Source organism: Acinetobacter sp. YH12049 (genome assembly GCF_013419875.1).
Lineage (GTDB): Bacteria > Pseudomonadota > Gammaproteobacteria > Pseudomonadales > Moraxellaceae > Acinetobacter > Acinetobacter amyesii.
In genome coordinates this window covers 1-20,547 of the sequence record NZ_VOZH01000044.1, presented here as the reverse complement: position 1 = coordinate 20,547, position 20,547 = coordinate 1, and the positions used below count along the sequence as shown (strand labels likewise).

General features: G+C 36.1%; 19 protein-coding genes and 3 pseudogenes. 13 read left to right on the top strand and 9 right to left on the bottom strand.

Annotation, left to right across the window (positions count from 1 at the left end; genetic code table 11):
• Positions 1-621, top strand: a pseudogene (locus FTU05_RS15055) (IS3-like element ISAba14 family transposase); the annotation flags it as partial.
• Positions 622-822: 201 nt separating this feature from the next.
• Positions 823-1,898 (top strand): IS3-like element ISAba20 family transposase gene (locus FTU05_RS15050; RefSeq protein WP_087514472.1). Its coding sequence is split into 2 segments (ribosomal slippage): positions 823-1,075 and positions 1,075-1,898, totalling 1,077 coding nucleotides; the frame shifts between segments, so codons are not numbered across the junction.
• Positions 1,899-1,996: 98 nt separating this feature from the next.
• On the opposite strand, the gene FTU05_RS15045 is transcribed toward FTU05_RS15050, so the two are convergent.
• Positions 1,997-2,218 carry a helix-turn-helix transcriptional regulator gene (locus tag FTU05_RS15045; protein WP_004658364.1) on the bottom strand — a complete coding sequence of 74 codons (222 nt, stop codon included), beginning with the start codon at positions 2,216-2,218 and terminating at the stop codon, positions 1,997-1,999.
• A 194-nt stretch (positions 2,219-2,412) separates the two neighbouring features.
• Between FTU05_RS15045 and FTU05_RS15040 the strand changes: the two genes are divergently transcribed.
• The gene (locus FTU05_RS15040) at positions 2,413-2,664 is read left to right on the top strand and encodes a hypothetical protein (RefSeq protein ID WP_004658363.1); all 252 of its coding nucleotides are present in this window, start codon (positions 2,413-2,415) and stop codon (positions 2,662-2,664) included.
• A 252-nt stretch (positions 2,665-2,916) separates the two neighbouring features.
• Here FTU05_RS15040 and FTU05_RS15035 read toward each other — a convergent pair.
• Positions 2,917-3,060, bottom strand: a pseudogene (locus FTU05_RS15035) (antitoxin HicB); the annotation flags it as partial.
• On the opposite strand from FTU05_RS15035, the pseudogene FTU05_RS15030 reads away from it, so the two are divergent.
• A pseudogene (locus FTU05_RS15030) lies at positions 3,060-3,284 on the top strand (efflux RND transporter permease subunit); the annotation flags it as partial. The pseudogenes FTU05_RS15035 and FTU05_RS15030 overlap by 1 nt on opposite strands.
• Positions 3,285-3,368: 84 nt before the next feature.
• Here the strand turns inward: FTU05_RS15030 and FTU05_RS15025 are convergent.
• Both FTU05_RS15025 and FTU05_RS15020 read right to left on the bottom strand, forming a co-directional pair.
• Positions 3,369-4,256, bottom strand: coding sequence for a cation diffusion facilitator family transporter (locus FTU05_RS15025; protein ID WP_127800877.1), 888 nt, complete (start codon positions 4,254-4,256; stop codon positions 3,369-3,371).
• Positions 4,243-4,974 (bottom strand): transglutaminase family protein, encoded by a 732-nt coding sequence (locus tag FTU05_RS15020; protein ID WP_005245162.1) that lies wholly within the window; start codon positions 4,972-4,974, stop codon positions 4,243-4,245. The genes FTU05_RS15025 and FTU05_RS15020 overlap by 14 nt, the downstream gene beginning before the upstream one ends.
• A gap of 79 nt (positions 4,975-5,053) precedes the next feature.
• Here FTU05_RS15020 and FTU05_RS15015 point away from each other — a divergent pair, with 79 nt between their 5' ends.
• A complete protein-coding gene (locus tag FTU05_RS15015) occupies positions 5,054-5,467 on the top strand; it encodes a Cd(II)/Pb(II)-responsive transcriptional regulator (RefSeq protein WP_005245163.1) in 414 nt (137 codons plus the stop codon).
• A gap of 41 nt (positions 5,468-5,508) precedes the next feature.
• Here the strand turns inward: FTU05_RS15015 and FTU05_RS15010 are convergent, their stop codons facing one another.
• The gene (locus FTU05_RS15010) at positions 5,509-6,708 is read right to left on the bottom strand and encodes an integrase arm-type DNA-binding domain-containing protein (RefSeq protein WP_005245164.1); all 1,200 of its coding nucleotides are present in this window, start codon (positions 6,706-6,708) and stop codon (positions 5,509-5,511) included.
• A 642-nt stretch (positions 6,709-7,350) separates the two neighbouring features.
• Here FTU05_RS15010 and FTU05_RS15005 point away from each other — a divergent pair.
• Together FTU05_RS15005 and FTU05_RS15000 are read left to right on the top strand one after the other, a co-directional pair.
• Positions 7,351-8,733 (top strand): IS200/IS605 family accessory protein TnpB-related protein, encoded by a 1,383-nt coding sequence (locus tag FTU05_RS15005; protein WP_180005528.1) that lies wholly within the window; start codon positions 7,351-7,353, stop codon positions 8,731-8,733.
• Positions 8,734-8,763: 30 nt separating this feature from the next.
• Positions 8,764-8,982, top strand: coding sequence for a hypothetical protein (locus FTU05_RS15000; protein ID WP_000550047.1), 219 nt, complete (start codon positions 8,764-8,766; stop codon positions 8,980-8,982).
• A gap of 144 nt (positions 8,983-9,126) precedes the next feature.
• On the opposite strand, the gene FTU05_RS18125 is transcribed toward FTU05_RS15000, so the two are convergent.
• From FTU05_RS18125 to FTU05_RS14985, 4 genes are read right to left on the bottom strand one after another with little or no spacing between them, the layout of a single operon-like run.
• Positions 9,127-9,234: a hypothetical protein gene (locus FTU05_RS18125; RefSeq protein WP_372551473.1), complete on the bottom strand. Its 108-nt coding sequence runs from the start codon at positions 9,232-9,234 to the stop codon at positions 9,127-9,129.
• Positions 9,235-9,294: 60 nt separating this feature from the next.
• On the bottom strand, positions 9,295-12,495 hold the full coding sequence (locus FTU05_RS14995; RefSeq protein ID WP_127800785.1) for a site-specific integrase: 3,201 nt from the start codon (positions 12,493-12,495) through the stop codon (positions 9,295-9,297).
• 4 nt (positions 12,496-12,499) lie between these two features.
• Complete coding sequence (locus tag FTU05_RS14990) at positions 12,500-14,839, bottom strand: hypothetical protein (protein WP_127800787.1); 2,340 nt, start codon at positions 14,837-14,839, stop codon at positions 12,500-12,502.
• Positions 14,826-15,275: a hypothetical protein gene (locus tag FTU05_RS14985; protein WP_002046161.1), complete on the bottom strand. Its 450-nt coding sequence runs from the start codon at positions 15,273-15,275 to the stop codon at positions 14,826-14,828. The genes FTU05_RS14990 and FTU05_RS14985 overlap by 14 nt, the downstream gene beginning before the upstream one ends.
• Before the next feature lie 317 nt (positions 15,276-15,592).
• Here FTU05_RS14985 and FTU05_RS14980 point away from each other — a divergent pair, with 317 nt between their 5' ends.
• From FTU05_RS14980 to FTU05_RS14955, 6 genes are all read left to right on the top strand, one after another.
• On the top strand, positions 15,593-15,760 hold the full coding sequence (locus tag FTU05_RS14980; protein ID WP_000946583.1) for a YhfG family protein: 168 nt from the start codon (positions 15,593-15,595) through the stop codon (positions 15,758-15,760).
• Positions 15,761-15,772: 12 nt separating this feature from the next.
• Positions 15,773-16,369 (top strand): putative adenosine monophosphate-protein transferase Fic, encoded by a 597-nt coding sequence (locus tag FTU05_RS14975; RefSeq protein ID WP_179990952.1) that lies wholly within the window; start codon positions 15,773-15,775, stop codon positions 16,367-16,369.
• Positions 16,370-16,718: 349 nt separating this feature from the next.
• Positions 16,719-16,976 carry a hypothetical protein gene (locus FTU05_RS14970; RefSeq protein WP_004726728.1) on the top strand — a complete coding sequence of 86 codons (258 nt, stop codon included), beginning with the start codon at positions 16,719-16,721 and terminating at the stop codon, positions 16,974-16,976.
• 920 nt (positions 16,977-17,896) lie between these two features.
• Positions 17,897-18,202 carry a helix-turn-helix domain-containing protein gene (locus FTU05_RS14965; protein WP_000366814.1) on the top strand — a complete coding sequence of 102 codons (306 nt, stop codon included), beginning with the start codon at positions 17,897-17,899 and terminating at the stop codon, positions 18,200-18,202.
• On the top strand, positions 18,202-19,467 hold the full coding sequence (locus FTU05_RS14960) for a type II toxin-antitoxin system HipA family toxin (RefSeq protein WP_000934717.1): 1,266 nt from the start codon (positions 18,202-18,204) through the stop codon (positions 19,465-19,467). Before FTU05_RS14965 ends, FTU05_RS14960 begins: the two co-directional genes overlap by 1 nt.
• Before the next feature lie 748 nt (positions 19,468-20,215).
• Complete coding sequence (locus FTU05_RS14955; protein WP_179990953.1) at positions 20,216-20,410, top strand: heavy-metal-associated domain-containing protein; 195 nt, start codon at positions 20,216-20,218, stop codon at positions 20,408-20,410.
• The last annotated feature ends 137 nt before the right edge of the window (positions 20,411-20,547 follow it).

Genomic DNA, 20,547 nt, shown 5'->3' with positions numbered 1-20,547 from the left:
CGTCATACACGTACTTTAATGAAGAAAATGGGTATTCAGGCGTTATATTGCAAACCAAATTTAAGCCAGGCTAATCAAGCTCACCGTAAATATCCATATCTGCTCAAAGGATTGGCTATTCAGCGCAGTAATCAAGTGTGGTCTACTGATATAACGTATATCCCTATGGCAAAAGGCTTTGTTTATTTATGTGCTGTGATTGATTGGCATAGCCGCAAGGTACTTGCGCATAGGGTATCGATTAGTATGGAGGTGGATTTTTGTATTTCGGCTTTAAATGAAGCGATTGAAAAATATGGATCACCTGAAATATTGAATACAGACCAAGGCAGTCAGTTCACCAGTGATGCATTTATTGATGTATTGAAATCAAATGGCATTCAAATCAGTATGGATGGTAAAGGTCGATGGGTAGATAATGTGATGGTTGAACGATTATGGCGGAGCGTTAAATATGAAGAGGTGTATCTCAAAGCTTATAGCAGTGTCACAGATGCGAAAAAGCAATTGAGTGCATATTTTGAGTTTTATAATCTGAAACGACCTCATTCGAGTCTAGACAAAATGACACCAAATGAGTTTTACTATGATCAGCTACCCCAACAAAACAAGGTGGCTTAACTAGAGCGGAATATCACTTATAAATACGCTTTTAGTTGTTCAAACAAGTGGAACCACCTCTGTTTGTAATGATATTTTATAAAATTCAATATTAGATCTGCAGAGAAAAACTTATCAAACTAAGTATTGGGGTAATCCTCCCTAAAAATAATTGAGTTTAAAAGTAGAAAATCGAATAACCTTGATTTAAGGAGATTTTCTATGAAAACATCTAAGTATTCAGACAGCTTGATCATGAGTATCTTGAAGCAAGCTGAAGCAGGAACACCCATACCGAACTTGTGCCGCGAACATGGTATGAGCTCTGCTACATTCTACAAGTGGAAGTCCAAATATGGCGGCATGGATCTTTCAATGATGACGCGGCTTAAAGAACTTGAGGCTGAAAATGCCCGTTTAAAACGCATGTATGCTGATGAGCGGCTAAAGTCAGACATCTTGCAAGATGCACTTTTAAAAAAGTTTTAAGGCCTGTTCAGCGAAAGTCACTTGCTCAGCAAGCTACTGAGCAATTTAAGATTTCAATCAGCATGGCCTGCTTAATTTTTAAAGTCAGTCAAACGTGTTATCGCTATAAAGCTCGTTTAGATGAAGAGAATCAACAGATTGCCGAATGGTTGATTCAATTAACCAATGATCATAAAACATGGGGCTTCAAGCTTTGTTTCCTGTATTTGCGTAATGTTAAAAAATACAAATGGAACCACAAACGTGTCTATCGCATTTATAAGGAGCTTGAGCTTAATTTAAGAATCAAGCCTAATAAGCGGATTAAACGAGAACAGCCAGAAACCCTTGCAGTACCGACAGCTAAGAATGAATCATGGTCAATGGACTTTATGCATGATCAACTCAGTGATGGACGTAGTTATCGAGTTCACAACGTGATTGATGACTATAATCGCGAGTCATTGGATATATTGATTGACTTTTCATTGCCAGCAGAACGTGTACTGAGAGGACTTGATCAGCTCATTGAATGGCGAGGCAAACCTAAACGCATTAGAACCGACAACGGCCCAGAGTATATAAGTGAGCTGATGGAAAAGTGGTGTGATCAGCATGGTATTGAGCATGTATTTACTCAACCAGGCAATCCACAGCAAAATGCATATGTTGAGCGATTTAATCGTACAGTACGTTATGAGTGTCTAAATCAATATTTATTTCGAGATCTGAGCGAGGTGCAGGACTATACAACTGACTGGCAGTACTTTTATAATCATGAACGACCTCATATGTCAGTAAATGGTTGTCCACCTATTTTTAAACAATAACAAGGCTTTAGATTTTCTACCCATTAATTCAATTAAAAATGGGGGTATTACCTTGGCTAGTCTTTTTCTTCGAAAAACTTATCAAACGAAGTATTAAGTTAATCTTTTTCTTCAACTTCTTCCTTAAACTCAAACAAATCATTCATCGTACAGTTAAAGTACTTACACAACTTATCGGCGACTGGTAATTCAATACGTACAGCACGGTCATAATACATACTTGTGAGCGTGTTGCGATTGATACCTGTTGCATGCACCACTTCACTTAATTTTAAAATTTTTCTATCGCCCATGAGGCTAGATAACTTACAAGTAATCATATTTAAATTAATTTACAAAAAATAACTTGCTGTGGGTTATTTGAAGTTGTTGACTGAGTAATACTTTGCTAAAATTAACCTACAGCAGGTTATTACAACTTATAGAAAGTATATTTTATCCATTTCAACTAAATTATAACTTTTTAAATATAAGGATTGAACCTGCATTAGATTATTTTGTGGAGATGACCGCCGTGTTACCAAATGAGTTATTGATCAGCCAGCAAGCTCGTGACTTAGGAAATCAATTAATTAAAGAAATGAACATCAATAGAAGTTATGGAATGGCTAATTTTCTTGGAGTAAATACTTGCTATGATAATCATCAGGCTGTACTTATTTGGACATTTCAACTGCTTGAAAGGGAACCTGCCTTAAATGAATTAGCAGAAATTAAAAAATATTTTCTTTTAATCTTTCCAGATAGTGTTTATCAATTAGCCTAAGTTGTTTTTAAAATTAATTTATTAAATAAAAAGCACTAAATCAAAGAAAGCTTTATTTAAAAATACCTATTAATTCAAAAACATACCATTTACTGAATATATGAAGCATAGGTTCCTGCTCTATCACTCACTCGTACTAAAATTACATCGCTCTTTTTACTGATACTAAACAATTTATGTCCACGCCACGTTCTGCGGCTTCGAGGGCTAGTTTTTGTTGAACCACTGAGAACAAGGACAACAAACTGCCTACTATATTTTCCCGGAGAGTGGTGTAGGAACTTTTTCATTATTGCTAATCATATCAGCGACAACATCAGCAACGAGCTCCTCTATTCCTGAGAATGCTTTAGACTGATCCGCATCAAGCCAAGACAATGATGGAAACTCAGCACATCATTCGTTTAAGACCTATTTTAATGACGGCACTGGTCGCAAGTTTAGGTTTTATTCCAATGGCGTTAAACACTGGAATTGGTGCAGAAGTACAACGACCACTAGCAACAGTTGTTATCGGCGGTATTGTATCTTCTACAATTTTAACTTTGTTTGTATTGCCTATTTTATATCAATGGGCGCATGGCTCTGAGAGTAGCAAACAGCAATCCGACGAAATTTAAAATCAAAAAAAGCAGCTTAATTACTAGGTTATGCCTAATTAAGCTGCTTTTAATATTGTATGCCCAACATTTTATTGATAAAGCTTACTGCGCTTCATCCCGACAATTTTCATTTAAAAACTCAAACTCTATCGTTGTATGCGATAAATGATAGGAAGATAATTTAGCTGCAACTTCTTGTTTAAGCCTAATTAATTCTTTAACGTCAAAGTTGTCACTCAGCTCAAGGTGCGCTGTTAAAACGTGACTTTCACCATCTAGTGACCAAAAGTGCATGTGGTGGATACCATTAACTTCAGGAAATTCCATTAGTGATAGTTTAATACGCTTTTGAGTCTCTTTATCGGGTGCAGCTTGAAGAAATAAAACGAGTGTTGATTTCAGGTTTTTGAAAACATTAAACAAGATGAACAGCGTGAACCCTATTGATAAAAGGGGATCTAATATCGGCAGTTCAGCGAACAACAGTACGATAGAGACTATAAGAACGGCAACCCATCCAAGTACATCTTCAAGAAGGTGCCATGTCAGCACTTTCTCATTTAATGTTTCACCCGCTTTTAATTTTAATACAGCATATCCGTTAACGGCAACGCCGAGTATCGCTAGCCCTAACATCCCCTCGACTACAGGCATTTCAGGATTGGACAGCTTTGGAATTGCTTCAAATAAAATCCAAATTGAGCCAATGATTAAAACAATACTGTTTATCAATGCGCCAAAGAGAGTAAGTCTACGATAACCATAACTAAACTTATCTGATGCTTCTTTATCTGAAAAACGACTTAAAATCCACGCAAAACCTATTGAAAGACTATCACCAAGATCGTGAACTGCATCTGCCATTATCGCCGTACTGTTAGTGAGCCAACCACCTATAAATTCGATAATAGTGAATGTCACATTAAGGAAAAATGCCCAACCAATACGGTCATCTTTACCATGTTGATGACTATGATTATGGTTGTGCATTTTGTACCTCTAGTACTTTTCTATTTCTTAGTTTTGATACATTCATATTAATCAAGTGACGTATCAAGCGTTGATATATCCAGCGTTTGAACCCCGACAAGTTAGTCCCTTTTTCGAGATAGAACTCATCAGGGGAATCATAAAGCCCAAAGTCATCATGAATACCTTCTTTTTGAATATAGGTATTTTCTCCACGCCAATCTGTATCTGGTGATGAAAAGCACTTTGTTGCAACACCATAACCACAAAAATCATCTTTTACTTGGTCAAATTTCTCCTGTAGAGAGCTTAAGTATTGCTCATCCAATATAAAGCCCTCTAAGTTTATCCAACGCCCTTCAAAGTAAACTTCTACCCAACTATGAATGATGTATTTAGGTGCTAACCAAAATACATAGCTTGGGATAGCACCTTTTTGTAGTTGCTGGTCTATGGTAAACCCATGAAATCGGCATTGAATGCCTAGTCCACGCAATAGTGCCATTAACAGATTACCCTTAGTATTACATTGTCCATAACCATCTGCTAGCACATCGCTTGCTGCAATATCATCGCTTTCATTATAACCAAAGAAAATCTCATCTTTTACAAACTGATAAGCGGCACCAATTTTGTTGAAGTTATCCAAGTTTTTCCACCTACGTTGATCGATCAAGGATTGGATATCTTTGTGTTCAAAATTAACGATATTCGTATTGTTTAAATATTTCTCAGTCATTTTTTATATATCCTTTTCGTTGCATACTTATACTATAGACTCTATAGTAACTATAGAGTCAAATGTCTGGGGGAAATTGATGAAAATAGGCGAATTGTCAAAAAAATCGGGCTGTTCAATACAAACGATTAGATATTATGAAAGAGAAGGATTACTGTTAAATCCAAATCGTTCAGAAGGTAATTTCAGGCTGTATGATAGCAAAGCACTTAAACAATTGGAATTCGTAAAGCATTGTCGCAGCCTAGATATATCACTCAATGATATTAAACGTCTTATCGAATTAAAAAATAAGCCAGAAGAAAGCTGCTCTAGCGTTAATGCATTAATTGATCAGCAACTTGCACTAGTGAATAAACGCATGAAAGAATTAAGGGCGCTTAAAGCTGAATTACAACAAATGGCTAGTGCTTGTGGTTCGAACAACCCAACATACTCATTATATTCTGCTGACCATGTAACACGGCAAGTATATTGTTTACTATCCATTTGAAACCCCATAATGTTTTAAGTCTATGTATAAAAGTACGATTTTCACTTAGCAGTACTTAAATAATCACCCCACCACTGCATCATTTCAGTCCGCTGGGCTAAATAGTCAGCGTGATTATAGCTGGCACGGGTACGGTTCTTATCAATATGTGAAAGTTGTGCCTCAATCCAGTTATCCTGGAACAAACCTGAGTCATTCAAAATGGTACTAAAAGTGGAACGTAGTCCATGAGAGGATAATTGATGTTTTCCATAGCCCATCTTACGTATAGCCATATTTAATGTATTAAAATGAATCGGTTGATTATGTTTCCGTGGGCTAGCAAAAATGTACTTTTCACCGTATGACCATTGCATGACGTCTTTTAAAATATCTAAAGCCTGATCTGAAAGTGGAACTAAGAAGTCGGGAATCTCATGGCCTAATATGACTTTTCGTCGAAACTGTTTAATATGCAAGGCAGGTATTTTCCAGACTTTTTCATTTAAATCAAAATGATGAGGCTCAGCCAATAACAATTCAGCCCCTCGCACGCCAGTATGTAATTTGAACAGCAGTGCTTTTTTAATAATCGGATGGGCATCCAATTTTTGTAATTTATACTTAAAATCAGATATATCCTCCGCTTTCAAATACGGATAATTTTTCTTGATTTTACTGTTAATGGCGATTTTATTTAAACCATGCGCGATGTTGAATTCACAATAACCCATCGCTACAGCGTAGTCATAAATTTGGTTCAAATAACTACAAGCTTTCTTGACAGGTTCTTTTACTTGGCGTCCCTCTATTTTTTTGATTACTGAAACCAGGTCATAACGCTTGATGTTTTGAAAAGGTAGATCCTGAAGGTCTGGATAAATATCTTGCTGTAAGCATCTTTCTGCTAACTGTAGTACACCACAGCGGGGTAGATCGTTGAAGGCATTTTTCAGTTTGAACTGTAACCACTCCTCCCCGACCTTACCAAAGGTGATGACATTAGAGGCAGTATCTTGTTCAAAACAGAAATCATTGTCTTTAAAGTCATCTCTGACTTGTCGTGCCTTTTTCAGCGATAAATCAGGATAACGACCTAACTGAATGCGTCGACGTTTTTTAGTTTGTGGATCTGTATAGCGATAGCACCAAGATTTTCTTCCACTCGGCTCAATCTTCAGGCTAAGCCCATCTTCATCGGATAAAAAACTGGTTTTTTCCTTACAATGAGCTTGGCGAACTTTAATTTCAGTAAGACTCATGGAATTTAAATGAAACCTAACAATGGGTTGATTGGATCAATTATATCAAAATAGAACGCTTTATGTATGATGCGTACACTACGCATCATATATATTTGTAATATATTGTTTTATATATTTAATATTTTAAGTATTTGTATTTTAGTAACCATTATAAGTACCACCTCTTCTTTAAGTTCCCAACAACTCACTTTTTCTGTCATCAATGTTAAATAAGTCTTGTGCTTTAAATTCTTAGATGACCTCCTCTACCCTTTATTATCATTTTTATAAAAGTAACTATATGTACTCATTAAAATTTGTAGAGCTCAAAAACAAAAAAGACCGCTATATAGCAGTCTTTTAACTTAATTAAATAATAATTAATTCATTTTCATCATAAGTGCATAAGCATCACGTTTGTTTTGACGCAATGATTCTATCTCGGACTTCGTCAGCTGTTTTACGAGAGTAATTAACTATAACTAAAAATATAGACAAATATTTGCATAAGTTCTCATTTTGTCTATGTCGATTCAGTAGTGGCAAGGTGGGTATTTATTAGAGATTTAAATGATTATCTTTTGTATTTTAGGTGAGTGTCTTGGTATATTAGCATCCATATCTATTGATTATCCAATCCCTTAACCTAGGCATGACTTTGTGAAATTAACACGCATCCACCATTGTAAAAACTTGAATGTGCAAAAGTACAAACAGCTTGAGAAACAAGCTGTTTTACTTGGTCGTATTCGTAGCGAGGTGTGGGCTAAATATGGTGCTATTTCAGGTTTGAATATCAGTGACAGAGCTATTCGTGATGCGTGGATGAAAGAAAGTCGTGACTTTGGTGTTTCTGCAAATGCGTGGAAAGAAACGCTACGTGATTGCATAGGTGATATTAAAGCCTATCGAGAAGCATCAAAAGACAAAGTAAAGCAGGCGATCCGAAAACGCACCTCCTGTAATAATGAACAAAAAAGACTATACACCTTGCTTAAAAAAGATGAATGGATGACTGATAATTTCCTCCATCGTCAAATGCGTAATCACTTTAAGCATGGTGTTAATCACACACATAATCAAATTATTGTTCGTGCGGATATGTGTAAAACTTTTGAGTTAAATGGTCAATGTTGGCTTAAAGTGCCGAGTCTAGTCCCTCGACAAACCATTAAAATTCCACTAAACACCACTGTTGATTTTGCGCCACAAGGCACACTTAGAATCATTCTAAAAAACGGTAATGTTGAAGTTCACTCAACTTATGATGCAGTTGAAACACAGGATTGTGGTCAGGAAACCGTAGGTGTTGATAAAGGGTACTCAGAAGCTTTTGTGGACTCTGATGGCGATGTATATGGGAGTGGTCTAGGCAAGCTGATCTCAAGTGAATCAGATTATTTAAATCAAAAGTACAAGCACAGAAACAAGCTCAGAGCGATTGCTAAAGCTAAACCACACAAGAAACAGAAAATTGAGTTAAATAATCTAGGTCGAAAAAAACTAGATAAGCGACAAGATACTCAAAAAGCAAAGCTCAAAACATTAATATTTACAGCAACTCACAAGTTGGTTGATAAAGCCAAAGTGATTGTTGCGGAAGATTTAACATCCCCAATTCAAAGTAAACGCAACTATGGCAAAAACACCAATAGACGCTTAAATACATGGGCTAAAGGTTTGTTAGCTAATGCCCTAACTTCTATATCTCACCGTAGAGGTTCTACGGTGCATCTAGTCAATTCTGCATATACTTCGCAAAGTGATTCTTTCTTGCATGGCCTTTTAATAGGTACACGTAAGGGAGATCGTTTTCACCGTTTCAATGGGGAAGTTGTGCAAGCTGATTGGAATGCTGCGAGAAACGTGCTTGCAAGATTAAACGACAATGAGATAAGTCGTTATACGCCTTACAAAACTGTAAAGCGTATATTGCAAGAACGGACTGACCGCTACAAGTCGGAACTGACCGACTCAGGCTCTAGTTACACGCTTGGCAACAAGACATTAACAGAGTGCGAATTAGTCCTTGAGTATGTTTGAATACATTTTAAGGAACAGTAGGATAAAAACATGCACTTATTTAAATTAACTGACGAACAACTCGCACAAATTCTTATCCCGAAACGATTTGTACCACCTACTCCACCTGAACATGAAGGCAAGAATATGGTCTATGTATTTGATAGTGAGGATAAGTTTGAACTGACTTATGATGAGCTGGTGGAAATCATTAGCAAAGCTAGAATGGCTGGTCCGAAGTTGATACCTGTCTTAGGCACCGTGAATTAAATTGTGCAGTGTTCGCACGCCACTTGAAACATAACTTGATTGGAAATGAATTTGGGCTGAGAAAAATTCAGTTCAAATTTAACCTGACGGGCACACTAAAAAATGGGTAATTGTCAGATCGAGTTTGGACTACAACACTTTAGCTCATCGATTTACCATACCGCTAATCTTCACACCATTTTCGTAAATCCAGCGATCAAACTGTGATACTACATTCCGCTTATTAATCCAAGTCAGCATGGTGCTTTTCATAAAGGCAGTTTACTTATAAACAGGGAAATTTCTAAACAATTCCCCTTTAACATGCTTAGGCTATTTGATCCAGAGTTCATCTTTTTGCATCATTTTTAACATTAAATTAAATATAACCAGCGGAGTAACATTTTTTTTGTTAGAGCCGACAACTCTTTGAAAACTAAATTTAACGGTTCGCTCAGGAGCATCCAAATTAACTGGGTAGTTTTGTTTTTCTAAATACAGATGATCTCCTAACATTGGCTCTATACCAGTAATAAAATTAACAATTTGTTGCTCATCACCTTTCATTCGGCATTGAAAATGTAGAAAATTCTTACGCAGTTTTCCAAATAATAATAATATTTTAAGCGCCTTAACCATGTTCTTTTCTTTCAGTGCATCTTGCTGCCTATCATCTTTATAATGAAAATCAAGGAGAGGAATTATTTCATCTGGACGAGTCAGTTTTTTAGCCTTTTCGTAAAGTTCATCAAACCAACTCTCTTCTAAATTCTTACTATAAACATAATTCGTTTTTAAATTAAATTTTTGGCGATCCATCCATTTAGTGCTCATCCATTGACATCGTTGCATCCATTCTTGAGCTTGGGTATCTTCGCTTAATCGACCTTCTCTAAAACTTATCAAACGTTGAAAAGGTGTCAGAGTACTCTTCTCTATACTAAACTTCTTTTCTTGTCGGCCAGCCATCGTAACTGGCTGTGTTTGCTGATAAGAATTAAACCATTTCTGCTGCTGAGTATAACGATTTAGGTTTATGTAGTCTGTACTTGACTTCACTGGACTAAAACACTGTTCTAATACTTTTTTTGAAATGATACACGGCGAATTATAAATTCGATCGACTGCTAATAAATCCAAAACATGAAGGTAATTTGAAGCCGTTTGCTCAATACTGCTATGCCCCATCCAAGAGGCGAGCACCTGCCATTTATGTTGAATAATCTCTTCTTGAGCACGTGCTTTCATACCAAACAATAAATCCCTCATCTTTTTTGCTTTTACCCAAGGACAATCTGTGTAGGTCTTGATCATTTCTTTTGAACCGAGCAAAGTTATTGCTAGATAGTTAGCAGCACTGTGGCGTAATGTATGAAAACTAAAGCCATGATGCATACCTAATATTTGACTAAACAAATCTACTGTAATTTTGCTGATACATTGATCAGTTAATACACGATGATTCACACTAAAAAGTAGATCATCCTGCTGATTAACCAAATATTGCTCATAACGATGTTGTATGTAACGTTGTACTACTAAAAACTCATGTTCTGACAATGCAATTTTCAATGGTATTTGACGATTCGCACTTCGCGTTTTCAGACGGCGATATGAATTGTCTTGGATATGAAGCGTGATATTATTAAAAACTGTATTTTCTTTTTCTTTATAAAGTAGCTCTGGGCAAATAATATCTTGTATTTTAAGACAACGAACTTCATTTAATCGAAGTCCAGTTCTATAACTTAGTAAATACATCAGCTTTAAACAACTCAGATGATCGACCCACTCTGATGCCGTTGGCTCTTGACTTAAATTTTCTAGTTTTTCCAATAATTTGCCAAATAGCAAAGGACTCACTAGCCGTGCATTGCAAATTTGTAAATGCTTAAAACTTGAATTCTGTAACACCAATACCCCTGGAGCATCATAATTCTCTATACAGAATTGATGAAAATCTTTTAGGCGACCAAAACGGTATTCTGCGCTTTGGTGCATCTTACGAGAGGTTTTTCCTTTCACCGAATCTCGTTGAACTGCTTTTTCATCACGTTCACTGCTGTATTTCAATAGCTGCCGATATAAATCCTCATAGTCATCTATGGATTGTTGCTTTAAATCTAATTTATTGAGCCAAATCTCAAATATAAATTCTTTGCCAAACGATCCTAAGTAGCTTTCAATAGTTGATAATTGAAGCCCTCGTTTTTTTAAATGCATTAACCAGTGAATTAAGCGTAGTTGAGCATCAATTAAAGACTTTTCCTCCGTATTAGCATCAACTATCTTCTCCTCTAACACCCTTCTAGTTTCTTGCCAAAAACGTAGCGTGCGTTCTTCTTTATTCCTCTTTTTATCTAAACGCTCAACTTTTTGACCTTTACGTTTCTTTTGACCAAACAACATCAACTCATACGGAATCGTTTGTAATTTGCTTTGAACAGTCGGAACTTCAGGAAGTAACTGCTCTTGTTCAAAATGAATAGGGCGATTATCTGGTTCTGTGACTTGATTGTAATCATTATTCCACAGCAATCTAAATTCGGATGGCCTTAAAGCAACAGTATTAATCTCTTGCTGAAGCACATTACTCAAAAATATATCTATGCTGAGGTTTGGATTAAATTCGAGTACCATTTGCACATCATTAAATGCACGAAATCCACGGCGTTTAATTTGATATTGCAGATCCCCAAGACTTTTTTTCCTGCCTATCTTACTCAAGCTTTCTAAAATACAATCTTCAACTGAATGTTGCAGACAAAATTCTTTCTGAGCAGCTTTCAACTTTTTTAAATATTGCAAAATGAACTGCGCATATGGGTTAAAAAAAACATGTTTCCATTGGTACAACTTTCCCTGTTCTACATCGTTGCCATATTGAGAGTTTTCAACACGATAATGTAGTAACAATGGATTAGTGATTTTTTTGTAGTCCGAATGGTATAACCGAAAACAATTCAGATCTGTACCAAGCTCAATGGCCTCCTGCAATTGCTTCTGAATAGCAATCAAATGCTGTTCATCTGCACAGCCTGAAATATATATAAAACTTAAGCATAAATTTCCCCATAAGTACTTTGGTTCATTCCAATATTCAAATGAATCTTGCCAATACTGCCTTAATTCCTTAAGTACATGGATATGTAGATGCCCCTGTTCTAACCGTGACTCTGTACTCTCAATTTTTCTAGGCAGTACGATCCGTTTAGTATGTGGATTTAGCTTAATTCTGTATGATTTTTTATCTACATTCTGGTTGAATTGCTTCCTTCTTTTATTAAATTCATCTTCAGTAAATTGCATCAGTTTTGATTGTTCGTCTCGGCTCAACTTTTGACTCAAACAATCAACACTATCTTTAATGTCATGCCATTTTTCAGCGATCTGCTGATCAAGTTTTTGCTGCATTTCTTTCGTCAATACTTCAGGTGGAGAAGGCTGTCTATCTAGCGACTTTTTCACCATTTTATGAATATCAACAAATAGATCATCTAGTTGTGGTTTTATTAGTTCTTTGATTTTTTGCATACAACTATTTTCGCTCTAAGTGTTTAATCGATAAAGATTTGACATTATCTTGCAATTGCTGGCGGGCTTGCTGTACATAGACATTCGGGATAAGTGAAGAATGCGGATGAAAAGCCTCTCGGTCACGTTGGTCATGACCATACAGGGCCTGAATTAAGTGAAAAGCTAATGCTGGTTTACCCTCTTGCTGCTCATGCATCAAAAAGTTCATGTCAAAATGACGTAACCAATTCGAATACATATTCTTTGGAAAGACTCCTTGCATATATGAATTCACCCATTTTCTCGATAAAGGGATTAACTTAATTTTCCTGCTCTGCCATTCTTTGACAGTTATCGGCAAGATATCTTTACTAAAAATGACCTTACCAAAAAGATCATTTACAGTTATCTTCTTCTTTGCAAAGACTTGTCTAAAAAATGAACCGTACGCTTCAATAATTTGTTCTAAAAAGGCAGTGTAATTTTGCAGTGTTTTTATGAAAAAATCAGATAAAGGGATAAAACGACCATCTTTTCTTGCTTTACTATTTTTTTTATCATTCACATATAAAAGCTTGAGCTCAACACAATAATCATCCAAATTCCCCAACAGGTTTTTTTTAGGCCGACTTGCCAAACTCAACAAACTGATATGCCACATCCAACACGCATATGCATTAAGTTGATTAATAATGTGCTTATCTTCTTGGATGTTTTCGTGACAATGTCTATGTAAAATATGGAATTGCTCTTTCACAAAATTGGGTTCAAGTGCCAGTTGGCTCCCTATCCTTCCTATAGATAATGCAGATTGCACTTTGAATTGTTGTTGCAATATTTTTAGTTCAGCCGTGTCTTCAGTAAAATGTGTGGAATGTGGTGTAAGTGCTTTTTCTAAAAAGGCTAGATATGTGCTACTGAGTTGAGTTTTCGGTAGCCCGCCATAATAGATACCAGGCATGTGATGCTGACTATCCCGCCCAGCAATTACATGAGCAAGATATTCATTATATGTTTCATAATATATATGAAAATATAATTGAGCCTGCAGTTTTTCTACAGTGATCGAACCTACAAACCGATTATCAAGCCAATTCTTAAGTTTCGTATTAATGTGTGTTGATGAAATTAGTGGATTCGATGCTTGTTCTATATAGTCAAACCAAGCAGAAGGTAAATGTAGTTGATGTGTCATCACTTCATTCCACCGCACATGATTTAAGCTCTTAATCTTCTGCTCTGTAATTTTAAGATTTAATTTGAGTAAATATTCGCGACGTCTACTTGAACCATTCTGGATCAAAATTCCATCTTGAATAAGCTCGTTAAAATCCATCAGTGCGACGGGTGATAATCCCGTCAAAAGTGACAATAAACATGCTGCAGCGATTGCAGCATCCCTCCAGTGCCCGGATAACTCGGTTCTCAACACATAAACAATTTGCTTCAGTATATCTGGCGCCAAATAATGTGGATTTGTAACAAAAGGAGCATGACGGCGCTGGCGATGCCGCATTAGATGCGTCGCATTATCGCTGAGTATATAATTTAAATTTTTAGACTTTTCATCTTCTGAATAAAACTCCATTTCAGGATCTAATAGATCAACTTCACCCTCTTCATCTTTGTGAAGAGCGGCATCATAAATACTAATCTTTGCGTTATGTCCAATATCTACTTGCTTACCCGTTTTAATTTCACGAAATTTTTTGAGTTCATTTTTCGTCGGCCATTGCAAAACTTTGCTTTTTTTTGACTTACGCTGACGATGAACTACACGACGATCATCTAGTCTTTTAAAAATTATTAATAGAGCCGATAAATACTCTATGACTTGTACTTGTTCGAAATCTTTAATATTAAAAAGTTGATTACGATCCTCTTTTTTCAAATTACGTTCGTACGTGACATAACAATTTAGCAGCTTACTACATTCATGAAATAATTCAGCATGATTAGAATCCAGCACATATCGTGAGACATAGCGTAATAGGTCACAAACATGTTTTTGCTTATTCTCAGCTTTATCAATTTTTGCAAATTCTTGATACTGCCGATATGTTAAAAAACTCGCTTGTAGAATCAAATAACGTTGCGATGACAGCTCTTGTGTATTACTAGAATCTGGACATGCAAAAAAACTCACAGCAGCTAAAAAAGAATACTTACCGATCTGTCTGGAGCCTGATATATAGCTATAAATTTGTTGTGCTAATTTGTATAGAGCGTAGACATCTTTATACAAATCATCTGATAGATCGACAAATTGTGTATTTACAATATCATCACGTAATAGACAATAATCTTGTTGATATTTTTCTGCTAAATCTAAGAATTGCTCTTGTGTTTCAATGTTTGGCATATTCATTTTCGCTTAATATTTTTATCACGTTGCATTGTTTAAATTCATTGTGATCAGAACGATTTGGTAAAAGTTGATCCTTTATTGAATTCTTTGTTAGCTTAAAAAATCTTGCAAAAAATTTAGCATCCAGTTCTTTCTGAGCTTTTCTTTCAAAGCACAAGTGTTGTTGTGATTTTTCGATAAAATCATCAAGATTATGTATCAACTGTAAGATTGCAACATAATTAGAATGCACACGTAAGCCTGGCTCCGTTTGCATCAATAGCAAGATTTTTTGCCAAATTTTCACATAGATTATTTTGAACTTTGCTTGTACTACTACTTTCTGACTCTGTTTAATCTTTTTGATTTTCAGTAGTTCTGAGTTAATTTTTACTATCTCAAGTTGAACATTTTTTCGGTCAAAGCAAAAGGGCATGATAAATTGCCCCATAAAAATTTCTATATTTTTTACCAAATAGTCAAATCTTAACATTTTTATCGATTTAAAAAATGAGCATATCTTTGTATATGAAACTTCATTTAATTTATCAACTAAATTTTCTCAAAATTACAATTCTCAACAAATACATACGGTTTGCTTATCTATGACGGTCTAAATTTTAAGAATTCTTCCACTTTTTTTTAGTTTTCTGTTATTACATGAAACAATACCGTTGTATTACATTTTAGAAATGCTGTGTATGCAGCATTGATCAAAAAGATTCTCTGCTATACTTACTTCACGTGTAGCATCAATGGAGTTTCGAAATGCTCAGAACCACTGAACAGAAAAGAAAATATATTCAAGCGACACGTTCGCAAAACTATCAAGCCAGCCTAAAGCTTGAAGGCATTACAACGACAGCTCAAACAACTCAACAAAGTAAAGCTGAAATCTTGCAAAAATATAAGAAGTATTCGCAACCCGAATCTTAGTCAGGTGCATGTATGGATAAATATGGGGAAATGGGTGACAGCCTGTATTGTTACCCTGGCACAAATATCCTAAAGAACAAACTCAATATTCGTGATGAACAAATTTTAGAACAAGCTGAACTAGAACTGTCTGGATTGGCAAGTAACTTAATTGAATATGCTGAACCACCTTACGACTTACAATACTTAAAATCAATTCATGCGCAGCTCTTTGGCGACTTATACGACTGGGCAGGAAAGTTAAGACAAATCGATATTTCCAAAGGTGACACCCGTTTTTGTAATTTTTCCCGTATTGAAATTGAAACCAATAAACTACTCAAACCGCTTCAAGAAAAAAAATACTTTCAAGGCTTAGCACCACAACAACTGATTCCTCAACTTGCCGACTTGTATTGTGAGCTTAATGTCATACACCCATTCCGTGAAGGTAATGGACGTACACAACGGATTTTCTTTGAGCATCTGATTGCTCATTGTGGTTATGGTATTGATTGGTCTCGCATTGACTCTCAACAACAATGGATTCAAGCCAATATTGAAGGTTTTTATGGTAATTTAAATCCATTAATTAAGATTTTTGAAATATGCTTTATTCAAAATACCTAAAATTTAAGTAGTCGAAGCCCACAATCCTTAATGAGCCATCATCTTTGCTTCAATCCACTGATTAATTTCCCAAATAAACCAACAATCACGATTCTTAGAAATCTTAATACTCTTCGGGTAATTTAGGATCGTAATATTCAGATTACTTATCCAGAATTGAATAGATCGTTAACTTAGATAGACTTTTAAGCAATGTAACTTGCCGCATGTTTATCAACATATGTCTCAAAAAAGTCTGCCCATACATAGATTTATGGTGTTTAGTGCTTAAATTTCAGATTAATCTTCGTCTGATGACCTGAATGGATGTTACAGATTACATGCAGGTGAATTACTCTGTGGCTGTATCATGGCTTTTGTGCAATCCAATCCATTTGATCCGAATGTTCTCTTTTGCAATAAAGCAGCCTCTTCTGCTTTTCCTGAACCAACGAACTATGTCATTGATTTGATTCAACCGACAACAGTGATGCTGAATCAAATCTCCAAAGAAGGGATTAAATGCAAGAAATGTGGTAAGAAAAAGATAGGGGATGGAAGTTATTATCCGTCTAATTGGAACCAGCCCATGAGTCGAGATCAGTTGAGTAAGAATCATTTTAAATGAATAAGAGAAGGATGGCTTACCTCACTTCTCCGAATAACAATGCTATGCTTTTCAACCAAGGTTATAAATTGGCAACTACATTTCATTCTTCTTCATGCTGGTCCTATAGCCTGTAGACAATTACTACATCATTTGCATTCAATGCTCAATACAGCCTGTCAGCAGAACCGCAGCGATACTTTTTTTCGTGCATACATGTAGTGTTTAAATCCATTCATTTTTCAATGATCCTCTGCCGTTTATCACATTTATGGTCGATCTTTAACCTTGTGAAAAATGCACATACCGATCCCTTCAAACTGTCAAATTTATGTATGCATGACATTTAAAGAAAATTATCTGATCAATTTTTTTAGGTAAAATTCATCAAGAAAAAAGTTATTATTATTCATAACATCACCAATAACCACATAAAAACAATAATTTAATAAATTATTCTTCCAATTTTTTTATATTTAGTGTTATTACCTCTAAATCCATGTTTACCACCTTCTATTACATAAGTAATTTAGAAGTATCCACGATATAAATTGCTTGCCCTCACACCTCTCCCCTCTCACGCCCAAAAAATTTATACTGAAAGGCAGATTAAGCCCGTTCGAGTTACATATAGCCGCATGCTATATTGAAAGCATTAAGAAAATATCCTCAATATTTATAGGATTTTTAAAGTATGAACTAATTTTCGAAGAACCCTTTCTAAGTAATGTGACCTATTAGGAAAAATGAAAATACTGAAATCTCCGTATCAACAATCAGTCAAAGTACATCCTGATGATTTTCTGTAACCGATACCCAAGGACTATACCTACCCTTCTGATGTGCTGTGCAACAAAGCCCTCCTTAGCCACACTATAGCTATAGATTAATTCCATTATTTTGTGATTTAATTAAATTATTCATTCTTAAGACCCAATTTAATGGATTTATATTTCACTAAACCAGAAGAAGTTGTGACTCTTTTAGGTGAGCGTTTACGTAAGCAACGACTCTTTCTGGAGATGTCTCAAGCTGAGGTAGCAGCACGCGCTGGTGTCGGCGTGAATACAGTTTCGAATCTTGAAGCGGGACGAAATGTATCTGTTGAAAATTTAGTCCGTATTGCAATGGTCTTGGGTCGATTAAACGAACTTCAGGAACTATTTAAACCTCAGCTTAACAGTGTGAATGACATTCTTCGCTATGAGAGTCAAAGTAAGCGCCACCGTATTAAGAGGAAGGGATAATGCTCAATAGACTTAATGTTTATTACAACGGTTGGGGCGAATCATGGTTATGGGGAACGCTGATTAGTTCAACAGCCACGACAGGTAGACCCACCATTGCTTTTGAATATAGTCCAGAAGCAATACAGCAAGGTGTTGAGCTCTCTTCTTACTTGCTGCCTTTAAAAGGTCTACCATTCAGACAAGGTTTTCCTACTCATCAAATGGGACTCCCAGGTCCAGTCTATGACGCTTTACCAGATGGTTGGGGCATGATGTTGATGGATCGATATTTCAAAAAAATTGGCTTAAATTCAGCACGAATTGGACCTTTGGAGCGTCTGACCTATATTAGTAGTCACGCAATGGGTGCCCTCTCCTTTGAACCTTGTGTTGCTGACATGCAAACCTCAGAAAATATCCCTTTACAACAACTGGCCCAGGAAGTTCAAGAAGTACTCAAAGGTGAAGGTGGTGAATTTCTACAGCATTTATTGGTCATGGGTGGCTCCCCTCAAGGTGCCAGACCAAAAGCGTTGGTTTACCGAGATCCTGTCAATTTAGAGTTTTCGACTCAAGATTCTGATCAACATGAAGCCTGGCTGATTAAGTTTCCTGCTCAGCAAGAGCATCCTGAAGTCTGCGCCATTGAAGCCGTCTATGCAGAATGTTTGCGACTTTGTGCAATTGAGACTCCAGATACCCATTTCTTTAATTTGCCCAATGGTTTAACGGCTTTTGCTTCTAAACGATTCGATCGTCAAAATGGTATGCGGATTCCAATGCAGAGTTTGGCTGCATATACAGGAGCAGACTATAAAGTTCCAGGTAGCCTAGACTATCGCAATTTTCTCCGGGCAACCTTGATGTGTACGCAAGATGTACGAGAAAGATTGCATGCTTTTAAACGTGCTGTGTTTAATGTGCTTTTCAATAATCGGGATGACCATACTAAGAACTTTTCATTTCTCATGGAGAAAAATGGTCAATGGAAATTGGCTCCAGCCTATGATGTGACCTTCTGCGAGGGTCCAGGTGGTTATCATCAAATGGACATTATGGGAGAAGCGCTCAATATTTCCCGAAATGACATACATAAACTCGGTACTTCAGAAGCTAATCTGACTACTCTAGAAGTCGATGAGATCATCTTGACCATGCGTGAAATTGCACTTCAATTTAGTCAAATTGCGCAGCGCCTGTATCCCCATCAAATTCGAGAATCTACCCTACAGATGATTCAATCACGGATTCAACAGAATATTGATTTTTTAACTGAAACCTAAGCGTAAATATAAACTAAGCGCCAACCATCAACTGCAAATAGACTTTGATATAGTTAGTCGCTACATAATCTGTAGAACCTGTGAATTAGCTCTCTTTATAATCACGAATATTAGATGGATCACCGCCAAGATATATTCTGCAAACGTGAAATCACTACATCCAGATCGAAAATCACTAAGAAAAAACTGTCACCAAAAAAAGGTCTGCACTATGGATAGATGCAGACCAAACTCTGGATAACTACCAGCACGAGAAATATGTCGCAATTTTGCATAGACATGAATTTGATAAAATCAGCCCAGAAAGCCAGAAATTCATAAAAACTATTTCATCAATCCCCTATAACTTAATCACGTTCATGGTCGATCTTAAATCTTGTGAAAAGTACTTATGCTGACCTAGCCAAACTGTAAAACTCATGTATTCATAGCCTTTAAATGAATCTTTCAATCGGTATATTTAAGGTAAAAACTAGTAATCAGAAGTTATTATCACCCCCATATAAAACAAGGATCAACTTAAAAACAATAACTTAGTAAATTATTCTTCCATTTTTTTTATATTTAGTGTTATTTACTGTAGTCATTAGAACACTCTTCTTTGGAATACTCTGAAGAAAACTGTAAGGTTGTAAACAGACCAAGTTACAGCGAGTAACTGATTCAGAAAAAGGCTGGTTGTATGGTGAAAGTTTAGAGTTACTGTTCTAATGTTTTAAACAAATGTTTTGTTAAAAAGGAGCAACATATGAAATTTCACATCGCTAATATGACTTGTGGTGGTTGTGCACGCGGCATTACTACCGCAATTAAAGAGCTCGACTCGAATGCCTCACTCGATATTGATTTACAAAACCGTATTATTGAAATCAACACAACGGTGAGTCAGGATCAAGTCATTGCCACTCTCAGTGAGCGTGGATTTACAGCTGATCCTGCTTAATCTCTGTTAGTGTCAACGGCATTCTAAAATTGACCCCTTTTACCTTACAAATGGCAAAGTAAAATTGACCCCTTTGATCTCGTATTAAGTTTCAACCTGGGGCTGAATCCCAATTCTTTTTTTATCCTTCAAACGAT

Bases quoted from the DNA above. Each gene is read 5' to 3' on its own strand.
- FTU05_RS14960 (WP_000934717.1), top strand. From the start codon at position 18,202: ATGCTCAATAGACTTAATGTTTATTACAACGGTTGGGGCGAATCATGG.
- FTU05_RS15025 (WP_127800877.1), bottom strand. From the start codon at position 4,256: ATGCACAACCATAATCATAGTCATCAACATGGTAAAGATGACCGTATT.
- FTU05_RS15000 (WP_000550047.1), top strand. From the start codon at position 8,764: ATGCACTTATTTAAATTAACTGACGAACAACTCGCACAAATTCTTATC.
- FTU05_RS14955 (WP_179990953.1), top strand. From the start codon at position 20,216: ATGAAATTTCACATCGCTAATATGACTTGTGGTGGTTGTGCACGCGGC.
- FTU05_RS15015 (WP_005245163.1), top strand. From the start codon at position 5,054: ATGAAAATAGGCGAATTGTCAAAAAAATCGGGCTGTTCAATACAAACG.
- FTU05_RS14985 (WP_002046161.1), bottom strand. From the start codon at position 15,275: ATGGGGCAATTTATCATGCCCTTTTGCTTTGACCGAAAAAATGTTCAA.
- FTU05_RS14970 (WP_004726728.1), top strand. From the start codon at position 16,719: ATGGCTTTTGTGCAATCCAATCCATTTGATCCGAATGTTCTCTTTTGC.
- FTU05_RS14965 (WP_000366814.1), top strand. From the start codon at position 17,897: ATGGATTTATATTTCACTAAACCAGAAGAAGTTGTGACTCTTTTAGGT.
- FTU05_RS14975 (WP_179990952.1), top strand. From the start codon at position 15,773: ATGGATAAATATGGGGAAATGGGTGACAGCCTGTATTGTTACCCTGGC.
- FTU05_RS15010 (WP_005245164.1), bottom strand. From the start codon at position 6,708: ATGAGTCTTACTGAAATTAAAGTTCGCCAAGCTCATTGTAAGGAAAAA.
- FTU05_RS15045 (WP_004658364.1), bottom strand. From the start codon at position 2,218: ATGATTACTTGTAAGTTATCTAGCCTCATGGGCGATAGAAAAATTTTA.
- FTU05_RS18125 (WP_372551473.1), bottom strand. From the start codon at position 9,234: ATGAAAAGCACCATGCTGACTTGGATTAATAAGCGGAATGTAGTATCA.
- FTU05_RS14990 (WP_127800787.1), bottom strand. From the start codon at position 14,839: ATGCCAAACATTGAAACACAAGAGCAATTCTTAGATTTAGCAGAAAAA.
- FTU05_RS14980 (WP_000946583.1), top strand. From the start codon at position 15,593: ATGCTCAGAACCACTGAACAGAAAAGAAAATATATTCAAGCGACACGT.
- FTU05_RS14995 (WP_127800785.1), bottom strand. From the start codon at position 12,495: ATGCAAAAAATCAAAGAACTAATAAAACCACAACTAGATGATCTATTT.
- FTU05_RS15020 (WP_005245162.1), bottom strand. From the start codon at position 4,974: ATGACTGAGAAATATTTAAACAATACGAATATCGTTAATTTTGAACAC.